18 protein-coding genes, 1 tRNA gene and 1 pseudogene are annotated in these 20,940 nt (G+C 71.4%); 19 read left to right on the forward strand and 1 reads right to left on the reverse strand.

The features are described from left to right. The first annotated feature begins 192 nt into the window (after positions 1 to 192). From P5G59_RS14175 to P5G59_RS20785, 5 genes and pseudogenes are all read left to right on the forward strand, one after another. Positions 193 to 1,155, forward strand: a complete 963-nt coding sequence (locus tag P5G59_RS14175) for a TadA family conjugal transfer-associated ATPase (RefSeq protein ID WP_301219645.1) — start codon at positions 193 to 195, stop codon at positions 1,153 to 1,155. Beyond that, complete coding sequence (locus tag P5G59_RS14180; protein ID WP_301219646.1) at positions 1,152 to 2,096, forward strand: type II secretion system F family protein; 945 nt, start codon at positions 1,152 to 1,154, stop codon at positions 2,094 to 2,096. Before P5G59_RS14175 ends, P5G59_RS14180 begins: the two co-directional genes overlap by 4 nt. Positions 2,097 to 2,273: 177 nt before the next feature. Further along, a complete protein-coding gene (locus tag P5G59_RS14185; protein ID WP_301219647.1) occupies positions 2,274 to 2,438 on the forward strand; it encodes a DUF4244 domain-containing protein in 165 nt (54 codons plus the stop codon). A gap of 22 nt (positions 2,439 to 2,460) precedes the next feature. After that, the gene (locus P5G59_RS14190; RefSeq protein ID WP_301219648.1) at positions 2,461 to 2,763 is read left to right on the forward strand and encodes a hypothetical protein; all 303 of its coding nucleotides are present in this window, start codon (positions 2,461 to 2,463) and stop codon (positions 2,761 to 2,763) included. Beyond that, positions 2,760 to 3,119: pseudogene (locus P5G59_RS20785) on the forward strand (Rv3654c family TadE-like protein); the annotation flags it as partial. The gene P5G59_RS14190 and the pseudogene P5G59_RS20785, both read left to right, overlap by 4 nt. A gap of 67 nt (positions 3,120 to 3,186) precedes the next feature. Here P5G59_RS20785 and P5G59_RS14195 read toward each other — a convergent pair. Continuing rightward, positions 3,187 to 3,432 (reverse strand): hypothetical protein, encoded by a 246-nt coding sequence (locus P5G59_RS14195; protein WP_301219649.1) that lies wholly within the window; start codon positions 3,430 to 3,432, stop codon positions 3,187 to 3,189. A 245-nt stretch (positions 3,433 to 3,677) separates the two neighbouring features. Between P5G59_RS14195 and topA the strand changes: the two genes are divergently transcribed. From topA to P5G59_RS14265, 14 genes are all read left to right on the forward strand, one after another. Beyond that, the gene (topA, locus tag P5G59_RS14200) at positions 3,678 to 6,467 is read left to right on the forward strand and encodes a type I DNA topoisomerase (RefSeq protein ID WP_301219650.1); all 2,790 of its coding nucleotides are present in this window, start codon (positions 3,678 to 3,680) and stop codon (positions 6,465 to 6,467) included. Continuing rightward, positions 6,464 to 7,084 carry a dTMP kinase gene (gene tmk / locus P5G59_RS14205; protein ID WP_301219651.1) on the forward strand — a complete coding sequence of 207 codons (621 nt, stop codon included), beginning with the start codon at positions 6,464 to 6,466 and terminating at the stop codon, positions 7,082 to 7,084. The genes topA and tmk overlap by 4 nt, the downstream gene beginning before the upstream one ends. Before the next feature lie 107 nt (positions 7,085 to 7,191). Continuing rightward, positions 7,192 to 8,379 (forward strand): DNA polymerase III subunit delta', encoded by a 1,188-nt coding sequence (locus tag P5G59_RS14210; protein ID WP_301219652.1) that lies wholly within the window; start codon positions 7,192 to 7,194, stop codon positions 8,377 to 8,379. Beyond that, entirely contained in the window at positions 8,376 to 9,935 is a 1,560-nt protein-coding gene (locus P5G59_RS14215; protein WP_301219653.1) for an alpha/beta hydrolase, read from the forward strand. Before P5G59_RS14210 ends, P5G59_RS14215 begins: the two co-directional genes overlap by 4 nt. A gap of 60 nt (positions 9,936 to 9,995) precedes the next feature. Continuing rightward, positions 9,996 to 10,688 (forward strand): TetR family transcriptional regulator, encoded by a 693-nt coding sequence (locus P5G59_RS14220; RefSeq protein WP_301219654.1) that lies wholly within the window; start codon positions 9,996 to 9,998, stop codon positions 10,686 to 10,688. Between the two features lie 81 nt (positions 10,689 to 10,769). Then, a tRNA-Thr gene (locus tag P5G59_RS14225) sits at positions 10,770 to 10,845 on the forward strand. A gap of 103 nt (positions 10,846 to 10,948) precedes the next feature. Then, positions 10,949 to 13,504, forward strand: a complete 2,556-nt coding sequence (locus P5G59_RS14230; RefSeq protein ID WP_301219655.1) for a PKD domain-containing protein — start codon at positions 10,949 to 10,951, stop codon at positions 13,502 to 13,504. Between the two features lie 49 nt (positions 13,505 to 13,553). Further along, on the forward strand, positions 13,554 to 13,766 hold the full coding sequence (locus tag P5G59_RS14235; RefSeq protein ID WP_301219656.1) for a hypervirulence associated TUDOR domain-containing protein: 213 nt from the start codon (positions 13,554 to 13,556) through the stop codon (positions 13,764 to 13,766). Between the two features lie 41 nt (positions 13,767 to 13,807). Further along, the gene (locus P5G59_RS14240; RefSeq protein ID WP_301219657.1) at positions 13,808 to 15,298 is read left to right on the forward strand and encodes a D-alanyl-D-alanine carboxypeptidase/D-alanyl-D-alanine-endopeptidase; all 1,491 of its coding nucleotides are present in this window, start codon (positions 13,808 to 13,810) and stop codon (positions 15,296 to 15,298) included. Between the two features lie 16 nt (positions 15,299 to 15,314). Beyond that, a complete protein-coding gene (locus tag P5G59_RS14245) occupies positions 15,315 to 15,890 on the forward strand; it encodes an isochorismatase family protein (RefSeq protein WP_301219658.1) in 576 nt (191 codons plus the stop codon). 54 nt (positions 15,891 to 15,944) lie between these two features. Beyond that, complete coding sequence (locus P5G59_RS14250) at positions 15,945 to 18,146, forward strand: MMPL family transporter (protein ID WP_301219659.1); 2,202 nt, start codon at positions 15,945 to 15,947, stop codon at positions 18,144 to 18,146. 46 nt (positions 18,147 to 18,192) lie between these two features. After that, complete coding sequence (locus P5G59_RS14255) at positions 18,193 to 18,921, forward strand: alpha/beta fold hydrolase (protein ID WP_301219660.1); 729 nt, start codon at positions 18,193 to 18,195, stop codon at positions 18,919 to 18,921. Positions 18,922 to 18,967: 46 nt separating this feature from the next. Further along, a complete protein-coding gene (locus P5G59_RS14260) occupies positions 18,968 to 19,477 on the forward strand; it encodes an Lrp/AsnC family transcriptional regulator (RefSeq protein WP_301219661.1) in 510 nt (169 codons plus the stop codon). Continuing rightward, the gene (locus P5G59_RS14265) at positions 19,477 to 20,940 is read left to right on the forward strand and encodes an NAD-dependent succinate-semialdehyde dehydrogenase (RefSeq protein ID WP_301220142.1); all 1,464 of its coding nucleotides are present in this window, start codon (positions 19,477 to 19,479) and stop codon (positions 20,938 to 20,940) included. The genes P5G59_RS14260 and P5G59_RS14265 overlap by 1 nt, the downstream gene beginning before the upstream one ends.

Genomic DNA, 20,940 nt, shown 5'->3' on the forward strand with positions numbered 1-20,940 from the left:
AATTCGTGCGTGCGGCGCAATCGATTCCCCCCAATCCTGCGCCGCAGTGGCCGCACCTGTTCCCCCCAATAGGTGCGGCCCCCCTTTTTTAACCGGTGGCTCGATGTCATCCACAGGGTGACCCTTCGGTCTGTTGTCCACAGATCCGGGTCCGCGACCGCCGGCGGTCGCGGGTCTCCGTAGCGTCGGCGTATGGTCGACACCCCCACAGCATCTCCTGCGGAGCCAGGACACTGGCAGACGTTCGGGCCCCTCGCCCCCTACCTGCTCCGGCCGGGGGTGACCGATGTCTTCCTGACCGGCACGGGCGAGCTCTGGACCGACGACGCCCGAGAGGGCCTACGGCTCGAAACGAGTTGGCGGGCCGACCGGAGGACCGCGCGCGAGCTGGCCGTCCGCCTGATCGCAGCGGGCGGACGGCACATCGACGAGGCGACCCCGTTCGTCGATGTGCGGCTTCGCGGTGGTGTGCGCGTCCACGCGGTGCTCCCGCCGGTGTCGACCGGGGGAGCGCTGCTGTCGATCCGGGTCCCGACAGCGGCCCAGCCGGGTCTCGCCGACCTCGTGGCCTCCGGCGCGATGCAGGAACGCGAGCGTCGCGTCCTGCTGGACGCGGTCCGCACCCGCACCAACCTCCTCATCACGGGAGCGGGCGGCACGGGGAAGACGACGCTGCTCGCCGCGCTGCTGGGCCATGCGCCGCCGGGGGAGCGCATCGTCGTGATCGAAGACGTCGCCGAGCTCCGCATCCCGCACCCGCACGTGGTCGGGCTCGAGACGCGGCAGCCCAATCTGGAGGGCGCGGGCGGTGTCGATCTGCGCCGGCTCGTGCGCGAGGCCCTCCGGATGCGACCCGATCGTCTGGTGCTGGGTGAGTGCCGGGGAGCCGAGGTGCAGGATCTGCTCGGCGCGCTGAACACGGGTCACGACGGTGGCGCCGGCACGCTGCACGCGAACTCGCTGGGCGACGTGCCCGCTCGGCTGGAGGCGCTCGGCGCGCTGGCGGGGATGAGCGAGCACGCGCTCGCCCGCCAGGCCGTCAGCGCGATCGGGCTGGTGGTGCATCTGGTCCGGACCGACGGGATTCGCAGGGTCGCGGGCTTTGGGCGGCTGCGGCTGGATGCGTCCGGCCGTCTCGCGGTGGTGGAGGCGTGAGGCGGCCGGCGCGCGGGGCGCGGTGGCGGCCGCGCAGGCGTCGTCCGCCGGGTGCCGAGGCGGATCGGGTCGCGGCGCTGGCCGAGTCGCTCGCCGTCATGCTCGACGCGGGACTTTCGCCGCGTACTGCCTGGTCCGCCGCGGCCGACCATGGCGTGCACCCCGTCGCCGTGAGCGTGCTCGCTGGTCTGCAACAGGACGGGGATTCGTGCGCCGCGGCCCTCGCGCGGGCTGCGACGACGGATGACGTCCGCAGCATCGCGACCGTGTGGAGCGTCGCCGAGGTCTCCGGCGCGCCCCTCGGACACGCGCTCCGCACGATCGCCGAAACGCTCAGGGATGCGGCGGAGGCGGAGCGGGAGGCCGACGTCGCCCTGAGCGGTCCCCGCGCGACCGCGCGCCTGGTGTCGTGGCTTCCAGCCGTTGGTGCCCTCCTGGCCGTCGCCGTCGGCGCGGACCTCGCCGGGACGGCCGTGTCGCCGGCAGGGGCGGTGACGCTCGGAGGCGGCGCACTGCTCATGCTGGCCGGACGATGGTGGATGCGGGGGCTCGTGCGCCGCGCGACCGCCCGGAGGCCGCATCCGGGCCTCGCCGAGGAGCTGATCGCCATCGCCCTGTCGGGAGGCGCGTCGGCGGAGGCCGGACGTCGGCTGGCGACGGAGGCCGCGGCGGGGTGCGGGCTTGCGCCTCCGGACGACGACGGTGCGCGGGTGACCCTGCGGCTCGCCGCCGCGACCGGTGTGCCCGCGGTGGAGCTCCTGACCGCCTCCGCGCGGCAGCGTCGCCGGTCGGCGCGGGCGGAGGCCCGCTCGGCCGCTGCCGCGCTCGGGGTGCGCCTGATGGTCCCGCTCGGAGTGTGTGTTCTCCCGAGCTTCGTCCTGCTCGCCGTGGTGCCGCTGCTGCTGTCCCTGTTGTCGTCCACAGCCGAGGGGTGGAGATGAGTTCCCCACAGATCTCGGCGCCGCCGACATCGGCTGGCCCGCCGCCGGAAGCATGGAACCACCGCACCCGACCTGGAGGAGGAACCGATGGAGTGCACATGGAGAAGGCGAGCACAGAGAAGGCGAGCACAGAGAAGGCGAGCACAGAGAAGGCGAGCACATACGAGCTGGCGAACCTTGGCGTCCCGCTTACGGGAGGAGCGCGGTGCTGCGACGGCCGAGTACGCGATCACGATCCTCGCCGCCGTCGGCTTCGCGGGCCTGCTCGTCGCCCTGCTGAAGGGCGACGAGGTCAAGAGCCTGTTGAGCGACTTGGTGCACCGTGCGCTCGCCGGAGGCTGACGTGCGAGGGGAGCGGGGGAGCGTGACGGCGGAGTTCGCGATCGCGACGCCGGTGGTGCTGGCCTGCGTCGCGCTGTGCGTCGCCGTCGTGGTCGGCGCGGCCGCGCACGCCGGCCTCGCGGCCTCCGCCGCCTCGGCCGCCCGTCTGGCGGCCCGGGGCGACGACCCCGGCGGTGCCGAGCTGCCGGCGGGAACGGCCGTTTCGGTCGAACCGCACGGGAGCACAACGTGCGTCAAGCTCATCGCGCCCGAGGGGGCGCTCAGCATCATCGGCGTCCGGATCAGCGCGCGGGCGTGCGCCCTCGACGAGGGGAGCGACGAATGACACGACGAGGAACGGCTCCGTGGGCGCGACGAATCCGGCGGCTGGTTCGGAGCGAGCGGGGCACGGGGTCGGTGCTCGCGCTGGCCTCCGTCGGGGTCGTCGTAGCCGTGGCAGCCGGGGCGATCACCGCGGTCGGAGCGTTTGCGGCGCGAGCACGCGCCGCCGCGGCCGCCGACCTGGCGGCGCTTGCCGGGGCCGACGCGGCGAGCGGACGCTCGCCCGGCATCCCGTGCGATCTGGCCGAGACGGTGGCCCGGTCCAACGGCGCTGCGCTGTCCTCCTGCGCTCAGGAGGGATCGGTGGTCACCGTGGCCGTCACGGTCCCGTATCTCGCGCTTTCGGCGTCCGCGACCGCGCGCGCCGGGCCGCCGCCCGGTCTCGGCGAGGCCACGCCGGCCGGGACCGCACCCGCTGCAGGCGGGATCAGTCGAACACGGTCTCCACGTAGCGGTATGCGACCGCGGTCGGAAGGCGTCCGCGACCGTCGTCCGACGCGAACTCGACCTCCGAACCCGCGGCGCGCACGTAGAGATAGTGCTTCGCGCCCGCAGAGGCCGAGATCTCGAGACGGGGACGGGCGTCTCCGGAGTCGAGGAAGCCGGTCGAGATGGTCTTGCCCTCGAGGGGGCCGTCGATCAGTTTGGCTGTGTACGTCGTCGTCGTTGCCATGTCCTCATTGTCCTCTCGGCATCGTGCCGCGCATAGGGTCTGCGGGCCTTGTGCAGGCTGCGCCCACGGCGAACGGGCTCGACACGATTAGGCAGACGAACGGCGAAGGTGTGTATGGTTTGCCTGTCGGCCGCACGGACCGCGCGGGTCGTGAACCGTCGCAGCAGGGGGAGCGCCGCGTTCGTCCCAACGGGCGAGACCGTCAGCTGTGGACGACACAGTGTGTGCATATTAAGAGGAGTCACGTGCCTGACACGAAGAAGCTCGTCATCGTCGAGTCACCCAACAAGGTGAAGTCGATCGCGCAGTATCTGGGCGACGGCTACGAGGTCATGGCCTCGGTCGGGCACATCCGCGACCTCATCGAGCCGAAGAACCTGCCGCCCGAGCTGAAGAAGGGCTCCCTCGGCAAGTTCTCCGTCGACGTCGAGAACGAGTTCGAGCCCTACTACGTGGTGTCCGACCAGAAGAAGAAGACGGTCGCCGACCTCAAGCGCGCGCTGAAGAACGCGGACGAACTCCTGCTCGCCACGGATGAGGACCGCGAGGGCGAGGCCATCGCCTGGCACCTCGTCGAGGTGCTGAAGCCGAAGATCCCCGTGAAGCGGATGGTCTTCCACGAGATCACCCGCGAGGCCATCGAGAAGGCCCGCGACAACACCCGCGAGATCGACACCGCTCTGGTCGACGCTCAGGAGACCCGGCGCATCCTCGACCGCCTCTACGGCTACGAGGTCTCGCCCGTGCTCTGGCGCAAGGTCGGCCCCGGCCTCTCGGCCGGCCGGGTCCAGTCCGCCGCCACCCGACTCGTCGTCGACCGGGAGCGCGAACGGCTCGCCTTCGTCCCCGCGTCGTACTGGGGCCTCACGGCCCAGCTGGCGCCCGAGGACGCGAGCACGTTCGAGGCGCGGCTCGCGCGCATCGACGGCGACCGCGTCGCCACCGGCCGCGACTTCGACGACCACGGCCGCCTCACCTCCGGCGCGCGCACGCTCGACGAGGCGTCGGCGACCGCGCTCGCGGCGGCCGTTCGCCAGCCGAGCACGGCGGTCGCCGTGTCCAAGCTCGACACGAAGCCGTACTCGCGTCGTCCGGCGGCGCCGTTCACCACCTCCACGCTCCAGCAGGAGGCCGCCCGCAAGCTGCGCTTCTCCGCACGGCAGACGATGAGCGTCGCCCAGTCGCTCTACGAGAACGGCTACATCACCTATATGCGAACCGACTCCTCGTCGCTCTCGCAGCAGGCGACCAACGCCGCCCGGGCGCAGGCGGCGAAGCTGTACGGCCCGGAGACCGTCCCGGAGAAGCCGCGCACGTACGCCTCCAAGAGCAAGAACGCGCAGGAGGCGCACGAGGCGATCCGTCCCTCCGGCGAGACCTTCCGCACGCCGGCGGAGCTCGAGCGCTCGCTTCGCGGGCCGGAGTTCCGCCTCTACGACCTGATCTGGAAGCGCACCGTCGCCTCGCAGATGGCGGACGCGAAGGGCCAGACGGCCTCCGTGACCGTCGAGGCGCGGGTCGGCGAGGGGCCGCTCGACGGCACGGTCGCCGAGTTCACCGCGAGCGGCACCGTCATCACGTTCCGCGGCTTCCTCAACGCCTACGAGGAGGGCAAGGATGAGGAGCGCAACGCGTCCGACTCCGCCGAGGCGAAGCTTCCGCCGCTGACGGAGGGCCAGGCGCTCGAGGTGCGCGACATCGCAGCGGACGGCCACGAGACCACCCCGCCGCCCCGCTACACCGAGGCGAGCCTCGTCAAGACGCTGGAGGAGCTCGGGATCGGGCGCCCCTCGACGTTCGCGAGCATCATCTCCACGATCATCGACCGCGGCTACGTCACGCAGCGCGGTCAGGCGCTGGTGCCGAGCTGGGTGGCGTTCTCCGTCGTCCGGCTGCTGGAGGACTACTTCGCCGACCTGGTGCAGTACGACTTCACCGCCGAGATGGAGGACGACCTCGACCGCATCGCCGACGGCGAGGCGGAGCGCGTGGACTGGCTGAACAGCTTCTACTTCGGGAGCGACAAGCACAAGGGCCTGCGCCGGGTCATCGACAACCTCGGCGAGATCGACGCCCGCAGCATCAACTCCATCACGATCGACGAGGGTGTCACCCTCCGCATCGGCAAGTACGGCCCCTACCTCGAGGTCGCCGACACCGAGGCCGGTCCGGATGCGCCGCCGCGGCGCGTGAACATCCCGCCGGACCTCGCCCCCGACGAGCTCACACCCGCCAAGGCGCGCGAGCTGATCGAGGCCCCGGTGCAGACGGACCGCGTCCTCGGCACCAACCCGGAGAACGGCAAGGTCGTGCTCGCGAAGGACGGCCGGTTCGGGCCGTACGTCACCGAGGCCGACCCGGAGGAGGAGCCGAGCGTCGACTCCGCCACCGGTGAGGTGGTGGAGCCGGCGAAGAAGACCAAGAAGGCCGCGGCGGCGAAGCCCCGCACCGCCTCCCTGTTCAAGTCGATGGACCTCGCGACGCTCGACCTCGAGACGGCCCTCAAGCTGCTCGACCTCCCGCGCGTCGTCGGCGCCGACCCGGAGAGCGGAGACGAGATCCAGGCGCAGAACGGGCGCTACGGGCCGTACCTGAAGAAGGGGACGGACACCCGCTCCCTTCCGAGCGAGGACGACATCTTCGACATCGACCTGGCCGGAGCGCTGGAGCTGTTCGCTCAGCCCAAGTACGGCAACCGCCGGGCGTCCAGCGCGCTCAAGGAGTTCGACGCCGATCCGGTCAGCGGCAAGCCGATCCGGATCAAGGACGGCCGCTTCGGCGCGTACGTCACCGATGGCGAGACCAACGCGACCATCCCGCGCGGCGAGACCGTCGACGAGGTCGACTTCGACCGTGCCGTGCAGCTGCTCGCCGACAAGCGCGCGAAGGGTCCGGCCAAGAAGCCCGCCCGCCGCACGACCACGGCCAAGGCGAGCACGGCGAAGACCACCACCGCGAAGAAGGCGGCGACGGCCAAGGCAACGACGGCGAAGAAGACCACGACGAAGGCCGCCGCGAAGAAGACCGCAGAGTGACCGCCGGCCTCTTCATCACGCTGGAGGGCGGAGACGGCGTCGGAAAGTCGACGCAGGCCGCACTCCTCGAGGAGTGGCTGGTCGCCCAGGGGCGGACCGTCGTCCGCACCCGGGAGCCCGGCGGGACGAAATTCGGGGTGGAGGTGCGCGAGATCGTCCTCCACCACCGCGGCGACATCGCGCCCCGCGCCGAAGCCCTCCTCTACGCGGCCGACCGCGCCCACCACGTGGCCACGCTGGTGCGCCCAGCGCTGGAGCGCGGCGACATCGTGCTCCAGGACCGCTACATCGACTCGTCCGTCGCCTACCAGGGCGCAGGGCGGGTGCTCGACGCGCAGCAGATCCGCGACCTGTCGCTGTGGGCCGCAGAGGGCCTGCTGCCCGACCTCACCATCCTGCTCGACCTCGACGAGGACGCCGCCCGAGCCCGCCTCGACAGCGCGCGCACCCGCTACGACCGGCTGGAGGCGGAGCGCTCCGACTTCCACGCCCGGGTCCGGGAGGCCTACCTCCGGCTCGCCGCAGCCGAGCCGGAGCGGTTCCTGGTGGTCGACGCCGCACGTCCCGTCGATGACATCGCAGCCGAGATCCGCGAGCGCCTCAGCGGACGGGTCTGACGCATTCGGCCCCGGCGCATCCGGTCCGGACGCACGCGTTTCTCCCCAGCCGCCGTGTTCTCCACAGCCGTCCGCGGGTGTCCGCGGTGACGGCTAGCCTGGAACGCATGACGGTGTGGGACGAGCTCACGGGGCAGGACGAGGCGATCGAGGTCGTCCGCGCCGCCGCGGAGGGGTCCGGCGCCGCCTCCGGCGGCCCCGCCAACCGTGGCATGACGCACTCCTGGCTCATCACGGGGCCGCCCGGCTCCGGCCGCTCGAACCTCGCGTACGCGTTCGCAACCGCGCTGCTCAGCCCCGGAACGCCGGAGGGCGACCTCGCCACCCGCCGCCAGGTCGACGCGCGCACGCATCCCGACCTCGCCGTGCTCAGCACCGAACGGGTCATCATCTCCATCGACGAGGTGCGGTCACTGGTCGCCAGCTCGCAATTCTCGCCGTCCGTCGGCCGCTACCGGGTCATGGTCATCGAGGACGCCGACCGCATGACCGAGCGCACCTCCAACGTGCTGCTCAAAGCGCTGGAGGAGCCGCCGGAGCGCACGGTGTGGATCCTGTGCGCGCCGAGCGAGGCCGACCTGCTCCCGACCATCCGCTCCCGGGTCCGCACCGTGCGCCTCCGGGTGCCGAGCGTCGACGATGTCGCCGAGCTCATCCAGCGCCGCGACGGGGTGGACGCCGAAGCCGCTGAGCGCGCCGCGCGCCACGCCCAGAGCCACATCGGCATGGCGCACCGCCTCGCCACCAACGAGGAGGCACGACGCCGCCGCGAGCAGACGCTGCAGCTCGCCCTCGGCATCCGCTCGGTCTCCGACGCCGTGCTCGCCGCCGCGACCCTGCTCGAGATCGCGGGCGCCGACGCGAAGGCCATCACCGAGGAGCGCGACGCAGAAGAACGCGAGCACGCCCTCCGCTCGCTCGGCGTCGAGCCGGGAGGCACCATCCCTCCCGCGCTGCGCGGCCAGCTGCGGCAGCTGGAAGAGGACCAGAAGCGCCGGGCGACGCGCAGCCTCCGCGACGGCATCGACCGCATCCTGGTCGACCTGCTCTCGCTCCACCGCGACGTCATGATGCTCCAGCTGGGCACCGACAGCGAGCTGGTCAACCGGGAGCTCCGCGCCGAGCTCGACGCTCTCAGCACCCACACGACTCCGGCCGCTACGCTCGCCGCGATGGACGCCGTGGCGACCGCGCGGGAGCGCATCGACGGCAACGTCGCCCCGGCCCTCGCCCTCGAGGCCATGCTGACCACGATCCTGCGCGGCACGACCGCACGAAAGGGGAGCGACCTGTGATCACCCGACCCGGCCCCTCGGCGCCCCGCCGGCGCAGCGCGCTCACCGCCGTCGTGGCGCTCGCCGCGGTGCTGGCGCTGACCCTGAGCGGGTGCGTCACGTGGTTCCTCCCGGCGAAGACGTCCGGCACCTCCACCCCGTCGCCCGAGAAGGTCGCCGCGGCGCTGCAGCCCTACTACGGCCAGGTGCTGAAGTGGACCGGCTGCGGCAACGGGATGCAGTGCACGACCGCCAAGGCGCCGCTCGACTGGAACGCCCCGGCGAAGGGCGAGATCGAGCTCGCCCTCATCCGCCAGCCGGCGAAGGGCACGAAGCAGGGCTCGCTGCTGACCAACCCCGGCGGCCCGGGCGCGTCCGGGTACGACTTCGTGAAGGACTCCGTCGACTTCGTCGCCGACAAGACGCTTCAGGACCACTTCGACATCGTCGGCTTCGACCCCCGCGGCGTCGGCCGCTCCACCGCGGTGAAGTGCTACGACGCCAAGCAGATGGACGACTACCTCTACGGCATCACGCCGGGTCAGCGCGGCTCCGACGAGTGGATCGCGGCCAACACGAAGGTCGCGAAGGACTTCGGCGACGCCTGCAAGAAGAACACCGGCGCGCCGCTGCCCCGCGTCGACACGGTGTCCGCCGCGCGCGACCTCGACCTGCTGCGGGCGACCCTGGGAGACAAGAAGCTGAACTACCTCGGCTACTCGTACGGCACCTACCTCGGCGCGGTCTACGCCGGGCTCTACCCGGGCAAGACGGGAAGACTCGTGCTCGACGGCGCCCTGGATCCGGCCGCCACCAACTTCGACGTCACCGAGGTGCAGGCCAAGGGCTTCGAGAGCGCCCTGCGGGCCTATCTCGCCGACTGCCTGACCCGCAAGGACTGCCCCTTCACCGGCACCGTCGACGAGGCGATGACCACGGTCGGGCAGCTGCTGGCGGCAGTGGAGAAGAGCCCCATCCAGAATTCCGACGGCCGGGAGCTCGGCGCGAACACGCTCGTGACGGCCATCATCACGCCGCTGTACGACGCCACCGCGTGGTCGTACCTCGACAAGCTGTTCGAGTCGGTGATGAAGGGGAGCGCGTCCGTCGCCTTCACGCTCGCCGACACCTACAACAACCGCGACTCCGACGGCACGTACTCCGACAACTCCACCGAGGCGTTCGTCGCGATCAACTGCCTCGACTACACGTACGACGCCGACCCGGCCGTGATGCGGCAGCAGGCGGCCGAGTTGGCGAAGGCCGCGCCCGTCATCGGCCCGTACATGGCGTACGGCGACATCGGCTGCGCGCACTGGCCGTACAAGGCGACGGGAGACCGTGGCCCCATCGCGGCCGACGGCTCCGCGCCCATCCTCGTCGTCGGCACGACGAACGACCCGGCGACCCCGTACGTGTGGGCGAAGAACCTCGCTTCCGAGCTTCAGAACGGCCACCTGCTCACCTACAAGGGCGAGGGGCACACCGCGTACAACAAGTCGAATTCCTGCGTGAACGACACGGTGGACTCCTACCTCGTCTCAGGAACGGTGCCCGAGAAGGGCAAGACTTGCTGAGCGACGCCGAAACGCCAAGGTGAGTGGTGCAATTTTGCAGCGAGTGAAATAATCGTGGATGTGTCTGCCGCCCCCGATGCCCTGGTGAGCGAGCCGGGCCTCCGCGAGCGCAAGCGCATCGCGACCCGCCGCGCCATCCAGCTCGCCGCCGTCGAGCTGGCGAGCGAACGCGGGTTCGACCGCGTCACGATCGACGAGATCAGCCACGTCGCCAACGTCTCGCCGCGCACGTTCTTCAACTACTTCCCGTCGAAGGAGTCGGCCATCATCGGCGAGCTGCCGGAGCTGCCCGACGAGGAGACCATCGAGCAGTTCGTGGCTGCCGGCCCGGAGCAGCCCATCCTGGATGGGATCAGCACCCTGCTCATCGCGGCGATCGACCTCGGCGACACGTCCGACCCGGATGCCGACGAGCGGACCTCCGGGCCGGAGAGCGTCCACCGCCTCCACGAGCTCCGCCGCGCCCTGCTCAAGGACAACCCGGAGCTCTTCGCCCTACGGATGGCGAGCATGCACAAGTTCGAGGATGCGCTGAGCGGGGTGGTCCAGCGCCGCCTGGCCCATGACGACCCGGAGCTCGCCGCCGACCAGGAGGCGCTGCACCAGCGGGCGCGGCTGGTGACCTACGTCGCGTTCGCGGGCATGCGCCACGCCTGGTCCTGCTGGGCGGACCACGGCGGCGTCGAACCGCTCTCCGACCGCCTCCGCAGCTCGTTCGAGCAGCTCTCCACCCTCGGAACCCAGGTGCGCTGACCGCAGTCCGCGCCTGGTCGTCAGTACCCCGCCGGATCGGGTAAGCTATCTGACTGTGCGTCGGGCGTCAGCCCGGCCCACGCCGCCCTAGCTCAGTCGGCAGAGCATCTCACTCGTAATGAGAAGGTCAAGGGTTCGATTCCCTTGGGCGGCTCCATCCCCTCCTCTCTCGCCTGAATCCCCGATTCTGCTGCGCTGCCGCCTCGCGCGGAGTACGCTGTGCGCAAATTGAGAATTAATCAGGTCTTCCGGGGGCTGTGATGGATGCAACGAAGGGGTCCCGCCGGACGCGCGCGCTCGGCCTGCTCACCGCGACGCTGAGTGCGCTGCTGCTGATCGGAGGGGGCGTCGGGCTGGGCGTCCCCGCGTCCGCCGACACGATGCCGCCGGACCCGAACAATCCCGCCACGCCGCCCACCGTCGGAGCGACGGCGCTGCCGACGACGCAGATCGACGGGGTGGCGTGGGCGCAGGTGGTCGTCGGCGACACCGTCTACGTGACGGGCAAGTTCACGACCGCCCGACCGGCCGGCTCTCCCGCCGGGTCGAACACGACCCCGCGCAGCAACCTGCTCGCGTACAACATCACGACCGGCGCGCTGACCCCGTTCAACGTGCCGCTGAACGCCCAGGGGCTCGCGATCGCGGCGAGCCCGGACGGCTCCCGCATCTACGTCGGCGGCGACTTCACCTCCGCGGGCGGCGCCTCCTACTACCGCATCGTCGCGATCAGCACCGCGACGGGTCAGCCGATCGCGTCGTTCCGCCCGATCATGGAGAGCCAGGTGCGGGCCCTCGCCGTCACGAACACGGCGGTCTACGCGGGTGGGACGTTCTCCAGCGTCAACGGTGTCAGCCGCGGCTACATCGCCAAGATCGACCCGACCAACGGCGCTCTCGTCAGCTCCTGGGGCGCCTCCGCCGACTACGTCGTCGACGCGCTCGCCGTCAGCCCGGACGGCGCACGCGTGTACGCCGGGGGCCGCTTCAAGAACGTGAACGGCGAACCGCACTACGGGCTCGCGATGCTGACGGGATCGACCGGGAGCACGCTCCCGTTCCCGGCCAACAACGTGGTCCGCGACGCCGGCACGCAAGCAGGCATCACAGCGCTCGCCGCGACCTCCGACCGCATCTACGGCTCGGGATACGTCTACGGCTCCGGCGGCAACCTGGAGGGGAGCTTCTCCGCCGACGCGGTCACGGGCGCCCTGATCTGGCTGGAGGACTGCCACGGCGACACCTACTCGATCGCGCCGCTCGGCAACGCGCTCTACGTCGCCGGGCATCCGCACATGTGCAGCAACGTCGGCGGCTTCCCGGAGACCAACCCGCGCACCTTCCACCACACGATCGCGTTCTCGAAGGCGAGGACGGGCACGCTGACCAACGACGGCAACCGCTCCTACGCGAACTTCAGCGGCCAGCCCGCGCCGACGCTGCAGACCTGGTTCCCGAACTACACGGTCGGAACCTACACCGGGCAGTACCAGGCGGTGTGGAGCCTGGCGGGCGACAGTCGGTACCTGGTCGCGGGCGGCGAGTTCCCGACCGTCAACGGCACGGCGCAGTACGGGCTGACGCGGTACGCGTTCGACTCGGTCGTGCGCAGCACCACGGGGCCGAACAACAACACGGCGCTGACCCCGAACGCGACGTCGCCGTCCGCCGGCCAGGCCAAGATCACCTGGACCGCGACGTACGACCAGGACAACGCCGCGCTCACCTACGCGCTCTCGCGCGACGGCGACACGGCGCATCCCGTCTATCAGGTCACGCGCTCGACGAACTTCTGGAGCCTGCCCGGGATGTCGTTCACCGAGAACGGGCTGGCCGGCGGCAGCGCGCACACCTACACGCTGACGGTCACCGATCCCGACGGGAACCGGATCGCGCGCACGGGCAACCGGGTGGTGATCGCCGGGGGAGGGACGAACCAGCCTCCGACCGCGTCGTTCACGGTCGGCGCCAACGGCCTCGCCGTCTCGGTGGACGGCCGCGCCTCCAGCGACCCGGACGGCACGATCTCCTCCTACGCGTGGTCGTTCGGCGACGGCGGCACCGCGAGCGGAGCGACTGCCGCCCACACGTACGCCGCGGCCGGCACGTACACGATCACGCTGACCGTGACGGACAACGCGGGAGCGACCGCGTCGACGACGCGTCAGGCGACCGTCGCGGCGAACACCGGGTCGACGATCGCCCGGGACGGCTTCGAGCGCACGGTGACCGGGGGCTGGGGCACCGCGGACGTCGGAGGGGCGTGGACGGGCGCGGGCACCGCATCCTCGTACTCGGTCGCGTCGGGCGCCGGTCGCATCAACGACCCGGCGGGATCGACGAAGACAGAGACCCTCGGCGGCGTCTCGTCGAGCCGGACGGACTCCACCGTGTCGTTCACGACGGACCTCGCGCCGAGCGGAGGCGGCGTCTTCGTGTCGGCGATCGGCCGCCAGGTCGGCTCCGCGGTGTACGAGGGGCGGGTGTGGCTGAGCGCGAGCGGCGCAGTGCAGATCCAGCTGCTCGCGAACGGGGCGGCCCTCCAGACGTCGACGGTCAGCGGGCTCACCTACACGCCGGGACAGCAGCTGACCGTGCGGATGCAGGCGGTCGGCTCCTCGCCGACGGTCGTGAGCGCGAAAGTCTGGTCCGCTGCTCAGGCGCAGCCTGCCTCGTGGCAGGTGTCGGCCACGGACTCCACGGCCGGGCTGCAGGCCGCGGGCAGCGTCGGTCTGCGCGCGTACCTGTCTGCCACCGCGACGGCGACGCCCGTGACGGTGTCCTTCGACAACTACCTGGTGACCGCCGTGCCGTGACGCGGCCGGCCCCCTGGCGGGGTCGGGGCCGCGGTGGTTGGCTGCGGGCATGGCGGATGAGCTGAAGCGCGGCGACCGGGTCGAGTGGTCCTCCCATGGGGTGGATGTGCCAGGCGAGGTCGAGAAGAAGATCACCGAGGACACTGAGGCGGCAGGCAGGACCGTCCGCGCCTCGGAGGACGACCCGCAGTACCTGGTGAAGAGCGAGAAGAGCGGCAAGGAGGCCGTGCACAAGCCGGAGGCGCTGCACAAGAAGGGCTGACGGGAGTTCCCGCGTTCAGGAAGCCCGGGTAACATACCCGGATGCACGAATCGGATCAGCCGGACACCGGCGTGCCCGCACGCCCCCCGCGGCGACCGCTCGCCGGCATCATGACCGCGGTGCGCTCGCACCCGAAGACCTGGATGGCCGCAGGTGCGGCCGTCGTCTTCCTGCTCCTCGCCTCCGGTTCCGTCGCGCTCGGCGCGACCGTCGGAGCGCCCGCCGCCGCGGCCGGCCCCGTCTCACCCACCGCGATGCCGACCCGCACGGCCACCCCGACCCCGACCCCGACGGTCGACCCCGGACGGCCGGTGCCCGCCAACCAGGGCGCGGCGACGCGCGTCCGCACCTGCTCCGTCGCCGGTCTCGCGGGCGACGGCCGGCTCGGCACGCTCGAGGCGCAGGTCGTGAATGCGAAGACCGGTCAGGTGCTGTTCGACCGCAACGGCGGGAAGCCGGCGCCGACCGCGTCGGTCCTCAAGACGCTGACCTCCGCCGCCGCGCTCGCCACTCTCGGCCCCGACTACCGAGTGTCGACCACCGTCGTCGCGGGGAGCACCCCCGGCCAGGTCGTGATCGTGGGCGGCGGCGATGTGACCCTCTCGCGCCTGCCCGACGGCCAGGCGTCGTTCTACACCGGAGCGCCCAAGATCCAGGACCTCGCGAACCAGGTGAAGCAGGCAATGGGCGGACAGCCGATCACCTCCATCGTGGTGGACTCGTCCCTCTTCGGCGCGCCGTTCTGGCAGCCCAGCTGGGACGAGCACGAGGAGCGTGTCGTCGAGGGCTCGACGCCGTACATGACCTCGCTCATGGTCGACGGCGACCGCGACGACCCCACCGCGGTCGAGTCCCCGCGGAGCACGGATCCCGTCTCGCGCGCCGTGCAGTACTTCCAGCAGTACCTCGGCACCAACGTCGGCGTCAGCCAGGGCGTCGCCCCGGCGGGCGCTCGCCAGCTCGGCGTCGTGCAGTCGCAGCCGGTGACCACCCTGATCGACCAGGCGATGCGCGTCTCGGACAACACGATCATGGAGGAGCTGGCACGCCTCGTCGCCATCAAGAACGGCGCGGGCAACACCTTCGACGCCCTGAATGCGGGCGTGCTCGCCGGGCTGAAGGGCTACGGGATCGACACCTCCGGCATCCACATCGCCGACGGCTCCGGCCTCAGCGACGACAACGCGGTTCCGCCGTCGTACCTGACGCAGCTGTTCATCAAGGTGCTGAACCGGCAGAACGGCCTCGGCGTGGTCTACGACGGGTTGCCCGTCGCGGGCAAGTCGGGCACGCTCGGCCCGGGCTACAACCGGTTCACCGGGGCCAGCTCCGCCGCCCGCGGGTCGGTGTTCGCGAAGACCGGCTGGATCGACCACGGCTACACGCTCTCCGGCATCGTCAACGCGGCCGACGGCACGCCGCTCACCTTCGCGGTGTTCGCCCTCGGCAACGTCAGCGACAACGCCAAACAGGCGATCGACACTCTCGTCACCGGCTTCTACAAGTGCGGTGACAATCTCACCAACGGCTGACCTGAGGAGGCGGCACATGGGCAGGGCGCTCTTCATCGTGGACGTGCAGAACGACTTCACGGAGGGCGGTGCGCTCGGTGTCGCCGGCGGCGCCGCCGTCGCGGAGGGCGTGACGGCCTGGCTGCGCGACCACGCGGACGACTACGACCTGATCGTGGCGAGCCGGGACTGGCACGACGGCCACAACGACAACGGGGGCCACTTCGCCAACGACTCCGAGCCGGACTTCGTCGAGAGCTGGCCGGTTCACTGCGTGGCAGGAACCCCGGGGGCCGACTACCACCCGGCGCTCGACACGACGCGGGTGACGCATCACGTCCACAAGGGCCAGGGGGTCCCCGCGTACTCGCTCTTCGAGGGCCGGACGGAGGCGGGGGAGACGGTGCACGAGCTGCTGGACGAGCGCGGCATCCACGAGGTCGACGTCGTCGGCATCGCGACCGACTACTGCGTGCGGGCATCGGCGCTGGATGCGCTGGGTCACGGTCAGCACGTGCGCGTGCTGACCGGGCTGGTCGCCGGGGTGGCGCCGACCTCGTCGGAGGCCGCGCTGGCCGAGCTGGCGCATGCCGGTGCGGAGCTCGTGGACTGAGGGCGCCATCCGCGCTACCCTGATTGCTAGCCCATCTAGTAATCAGGAGGCGTAGTGTCTAACGGACAGGCGGACGAGCCCGGAACGACCAGGCAGCCGGCCCGCTGGCTGCGGATCGTGGTGCCCACCGCCCTCGTGCTGATCTGGCTTGCGCTCGCCGGTCTCGGCGGCCCGACGTTCGGCAAGCTCTCCGGCGTCTCCAGCAACGACCAGGCCACCTTCCTGCCCGCCAGCGCCGAGTCGACCGAGGTGCAGGACTGGCAGAAGCGGTTCACCGACTCCGGTGCCATCCCCGCGATCGTCGTCGTGGAGGCCGACGGGACGATCCAGAAGAGCGAGCTCGCCACGACCTACGCCGAGCTGGGGCGGAAGCTCGGCGAGGTGGACGGTGTGCAGGCGCCGCCCGAGGGCCAGTCGACCAGCGTGGCCGGACCGATCCCGTCCGCGGACGGGAAGGCGGTGGAGTACATCGTCCCCGTCGAGCAGTCCGACGAGCTGAAGACTGTCGTCGCCGACCTGCGCTCGGTCGCCGACGAGGGAGTGCCCGAGGGCGCGAAGGCGTGGGTGACCGGTCCGGCCGGCCTCACCGCCGACCTCGTCGCCGCCTTCGGGGGCATCGACGGCATCCTGCTCCTCGTCGCGGTCGCGGCCGTGTTCGTCATCCTGCTGCTGGTCTACCGGGCGCTGCTGCTTCCCTTCCTCGTGCTGTTCACCTCGATCTTCGCGCTGTGTGCGGCGATCCTCGTCGTCTACCTGTTCGCGCTCTGGGGCTGGATCAAGCTCTCGGGGCAGAGCCAGGGCATCCTCTCGATCCTCGTCATCGGCGCCGCCACCGACTACTCTCTGCTGCTGGTCGCCCGGTACCGGGAAGCCCTGGAGCGCGACGAGTCGCGCTGGGTCGCCATCCTCCGGGCCTGGAAGGCGGCGTTCGAGCCGATCGTCGCCTCGGGCGCCACGGTCATCCTGGCGCTCCTGTGCCTGCTGTTCTCGGACCTCAACTCCAACAAGAGCCTCGGGCCCATCGCCGCGATCGGCATCGTGTTCTCCCTGTTCGCGGCCCTCACCCTGCTGCCCGCTCTGCTCGCGATCTTCGGGCGGGCGTCGTTCTGGCCGTTCCGGCCCGTCGTGGGCGGCCGCCGGCACACGCACGAGGAGGGTGCGACGCTCACCGGGCTGGAGGGCGTCAGCGGTCTCTGGCGCCGCGTCGGCGGCCTGATCGCCCGTCGCCCGCGGGTGACCTGGATCGTGTCGTTCGTGCTGCTCGCGGCCTGCGCGCTCGGCCTCACGCAGCTGAAGGCGAACGGCGTCCAGCAGACCGACGTCGTGCTCTCCCAGTCGGACGCGGTCGACGGCCAGGCCGTCGTGGCGAAGCACTTCGACGCGGGCTCCGGCTCGCCCGTGCTCATCGTAGCCCCGCAGTCGGATGGCGACGCCGTGCTGGCCGCGGCCGAGAAGACGGACGGCATCGCCTCCGCCACCTTCTACACCGGCGAAGGCCGGCCGCAGCCGGGCGTGCAGCCGGAACCGGTGGCGAAGGACGGCCACGTGCTGATCCAGGCGACGCTCGCGTCGGAGCCCGACTCGGCCGAGGCGGAGGCGGTCGTGAAGAAGCTGCGCACGTCCCTGTCCGACGACGGCTCGGTGCTCGTCGGCGGGGTGACGGCGATCGCGCTCGACACCAACGAGACGGCGCAGAGCGACCTGCTGAAGATCATCCCGATCGTGCTCGGGGTCATCCTGCTCATCCTGATGCTGCTGCTCCGGTCGATCGTCGCGCCGGTGCTGCTGATCGGCAGCGTGGTGCTCTCGTACGCGGCCGCGCTCGGGGTCTCGGCGCTCGTCTTCAACAACGTGTTCCGGTTCCCCGGCGCGGACGCGGCGGTGCCGCTCTTCGGTTTCGTCTTCCTGGTCGCGCTCGGCGTGGACTACAACATCTTCCTGATGACGCGTGTGCGGGAGGAGTCGCTGCACCTCGGGACCCGGCCGGGCATCCTGCGCGGGCTCGGCCTGACCGGCAGCGTCATCACCTCGGCCGGCGTCGTGCTGGCGGCGACGTTCGCGGCTCTCGCGGTCATCCCGATCCTGTTCCTGGTGCAGATCGCGTTCATCGTGGCGTTCGGCGTGCTCCTCGACACGGTCGTGGTGCGGTCGCTGCTCGTGCCCGCCGTGTCGTACGACATCGGCCGGGCGATCTGGTGGCCGTCGAAGCTGTGGCACAAGAAGGACCACGAGGCGAGGGCGGAGCTGTCGTCCTGAGCCCCGCCGAGTTGCCCGCCGGTCGCCCGTGAACGAGAGTGGGGGGATGGCGCACCTGCACGTCGACCGGCACCCCGGAGATGACCCCGTCCTCCTCGTCCACGGCTTCGCGTCGACGGGAGCCCTCACCTGGGATGCGACGGGATGGGTGGCCGCGCTCGCCGAGGCCGGGCGCGGTGCGATCGTCCCCGACCTGCGCGGGCACGGCCGGAGCGACGCACCGCACGACGCGAGCGCCTACTCGCCCGACCTGCTCGCCCAGGACCTGCTGACGGTGCTCGACGAGCAGGGCGCCGACCGCGTCGACGTGATCGGGTACTCCATGGGCAGCTGGGTCTCGCTCGCGCTCGTCGGGCTCGCGCCGCACCGCGTCCGGCGCCTCGTCGTCGGCGGGATCGGAACGGTGGAGCAGTTCGGCCGCTGGGGTGTCGCGCCCGTGCAGGCGGCCCTCCGCGGCGAGCCGGCCGCCCTCGACGCCGGCAGTCCGCTCGCACCGCTGCTCGCGTCCCTCCGCCAGGCGCCCGGGGTGGACCGCGAGGCGCTCGCCGCGTGCGCGGCCGGGATGGCGACGCACCCCCTGCCTCTGGCGAGCACGGTCCCCACGCTGCTGGTCGCGGGCGACGCCGACCCGGTCGCCGAGGATGCGGCGGAGGCCGCCCGGCTGCTCGGCGCGCGGCTGGTGGAGCTGCCGAAGCGCAACCACGTCACGGCGCTCAGCGCCCGCGGCTTCAAGGCCGCCGCGTTGCCCTTCCTCGCAGACGACGGCCCTGCATAGTCCAGGCCCGGCGTCGTACGATGTGCGAGGACCGAAGGAGGGCCGCATGGTCGACAAGCTCGACGCCGAGCTGATCGCGTTGCTGGCCGCCGAGCCCCGCCTGGGCGTCTTCGAGGCGTCCCGCCGGCTGGGCGTCGCTCGCGGGACGGTGCAGGCCCGGCTCGACCGGCTGCAGCGCTCGGGGGTGGTGCAGGACTTCGCGCCGACCGTCGACCCGGAGCTGCTGGGCTACCCGGTCACGGCCTTCGTCACGGCGGAGCTCGCCACGGGGGAGGATGGCACAGGGGAGGACGGCGCGGGCGTCGTCGACCGCCTGCGCGGCATCCCCGAGGTGCTGGAGGCGCACACGATCACCGGCGCGGGCGACCTGCTGATCCGGGCCGTCGCGCGGAGCAACGCCGACCTGAAGCGCGTGATCGGGCGTATCGTCGGCGCTCCGGGGATCGTGCGCACCTCGACCGTGATCGCGCTGGCGACCGCGATCCCGTACCGCACCGTCCCGCTCGTGCAGGCGACGGTCGCGACCGACGACGCAACAGAGGAGGAGAACGGGTGATGGATGAGAAGGCGCTGCTGGAGCGCGTGCCCGACGGACTGTACATCGGTGGCGAGTGGACGGCCGGGTCGGCCGGGACGTTCCCGGTGTTCGACCCGGCGACCGGGGACCGCATCAAGGAGATCGCCGACGCCTCCCCGGAGGACGGCCTCCGGGCCCTGGACGCCGCGGTCGCCGCGGCCGACGACTGGGCGGCCACACCGGCCCGGCAGCGCGGCGAGATCCTCCGCCGCGCGTTCGACCTGCTGCAGGAGCGGCGCGACGAGTTCGCGCTGCTGATGACGCTGGAGATGGGCAAGCCCCTCGCCGAGGCCAGCGGCGAGGTGACCTACGGCGGCGAGTTCCTGCGCTGGTTCTCCGAGGAGGCGGTGCGCATCACCGGGCGCTACGGTGCCAACCCGGAGGGCACGGGGCGGATGATCGTGTCGCAGCATCCCGTCGGCCCCTGCTTCCTCATCACGCCCTGGAACTTCCCGCTGGCGATGGCGACGCGGAAGATCGCGCCGGCGCTCGCCGCGGGCTGCACGGTGGTCATCAAGCCGGCCGAGCTGACGCCGCTGACCACGCTGTACTTCGCGAAGCTGCTCGAGGACGCCGGCCTCCCGGGCGGCGTGCTCAACGTCGTCACGACGACGACCTCCGGGAAGGTCTCCGCGCCGATCATCGCCGACTCGCGGCTGCGCAAGCTGTCGTTCACCGGCTCCACCGAGGTCGGCAGGAAGCTGCTGCAGCAGGCGTCCGAGAACGTGCTGCGCACCTCGATGGAGCTGGGCGGCAACGCCCCGTTCGTGGTGTTCGACGATGCCGACCTCGACAAAGCGGTGGACGGCGCGATGCTGGCCAAGTTCCGCAACATCGGGGAGGCGTGCACCGCCGCCAACCGCTTCATCGTGCACGAGGCCGTGGCCGACGAGTTCGCCCGCCGCGTGACCGAGCGCGTGAAGGGTCTGAAGGTCGGCCGCGGCACAGAGGAGGGCGTGACCATCGGCCCGCTCATCAACGAGGACGCGATCGGCAAGGCCTCCGAGCTGCTGCAGGACGCGGTCACGCGCGGCGCGTCGGTGCTCACCGGGGGCTCCCGGGTGGAGGGGACGGGCACGTTCTTCGAGCCGACCGTCGTCACCGACGTGCGCCCGGGGAGCGAGATCCTCCGGCAGGAGATATTCGGGCCGGTGCTCTCGATCATCCGGTTCTCGGACGAGGACGAGGCGGTCCGGCTCGCCAACGACACCGAGTACGGCCTGGTCTCCTACGTCTTCACGAAGGACCTCGCGCGCGGCCAGCGCATGATCGAGCGGCTGGAGACCGGGATGATGGGGCTCAACGTCGGCGTCGTCTCCAATGCGGCCGCCCCCTTCGGCGGTGTGAAGCAGTCGGGGCTCGGACGCGAGGGCGGCTTCGAGGGCATCCACGAGTACCTGAACACCAAGTACACACTCACGCCCAACCCGTTCGGAGCCTGA

This window comes from Leifsonia virtsii (assembly GCF_030433675.1).
GTDB lineage: Bacteria > Actinomycetota > Actinomycetes > Actinomycetales > Microbacteriaceae > Leifsonia > Leifsonia virtsii.

Excerpts from the sequence above, each read along its gene's own strand:
- P5G59_RS14175 (WP_301219645.1), top strand. The coding sequence starts at position 193 with ATGGTCGACACCCCCACAGCATCTCCTGCGGAGCCAGGACACTGGCAG.
- P5G59_RS14195 (WP_301219649.1), bottom strand. The coding sequence starts at position 3,432 with ATGGCAACGACGACGACGTACACAGCCAAACTGATCGACGGCCCCCTC.
- P5G59_RS14210 (WP_301219652.1), top strand. The coding sequence starts at position 7,192 with ATGACGGTGTGGGACGAGCTCACGGGGCAGGACGAGGCGATCGAGGTC.
- P5G59_RS14230 (WP_301219655.1), top strand. The coding sequence starts at position 10,949 with ATGGATGCAACGAAGGGGTCCCGCCGGACGCGCGCGCTCGGCCTGCTC.
- P5G59_RS14235 (WP_301219656.1), top strand. The coding sequence starts at position 13,554 with ATGGCGGATGAGCTGAAGCGCGGCGACCGGGTCGAGTGGTCCTCCCAT.
- P5G59_RS14240 (WP_301219657.1), top strand. The coding sequence starts at position 13,808 with ATGCACGAATCGGATCAGCCGGACACCGGCGTGCCCGCACGCCCCCCG.
- P5G59_RS14245 (WP_301219658.1), top strand. The coding sequence starts at position 15,315 with ATGGGCAGGGCGCTCTTCATCGTGGACGTGCAGAACGACTTCACGGAG.
- P5G59_RS14255 (WP_301219660.1), top strand. The coding sequence starts at position 18,193 with ATGGCGCACCTGCACGTCGACCGGCACCCCGGAGATGACCCCGTCCTC.
- P5G59_RS14260 (WP_301219661.1), top strand. The coding sequence starts at position 18,968 with ATGGTCGACAAGCTCGACGCCGAGCTGATCGCGTTGCTGGCCGCCGAG.
- P5G59_RS14265 (WP_301220142.1), top strand. The coding sequence starts at position 19,477 with ATGGATGAGAAGGCGCTGCTGGAGCGCGTGCCCGACGGACTGTACATC.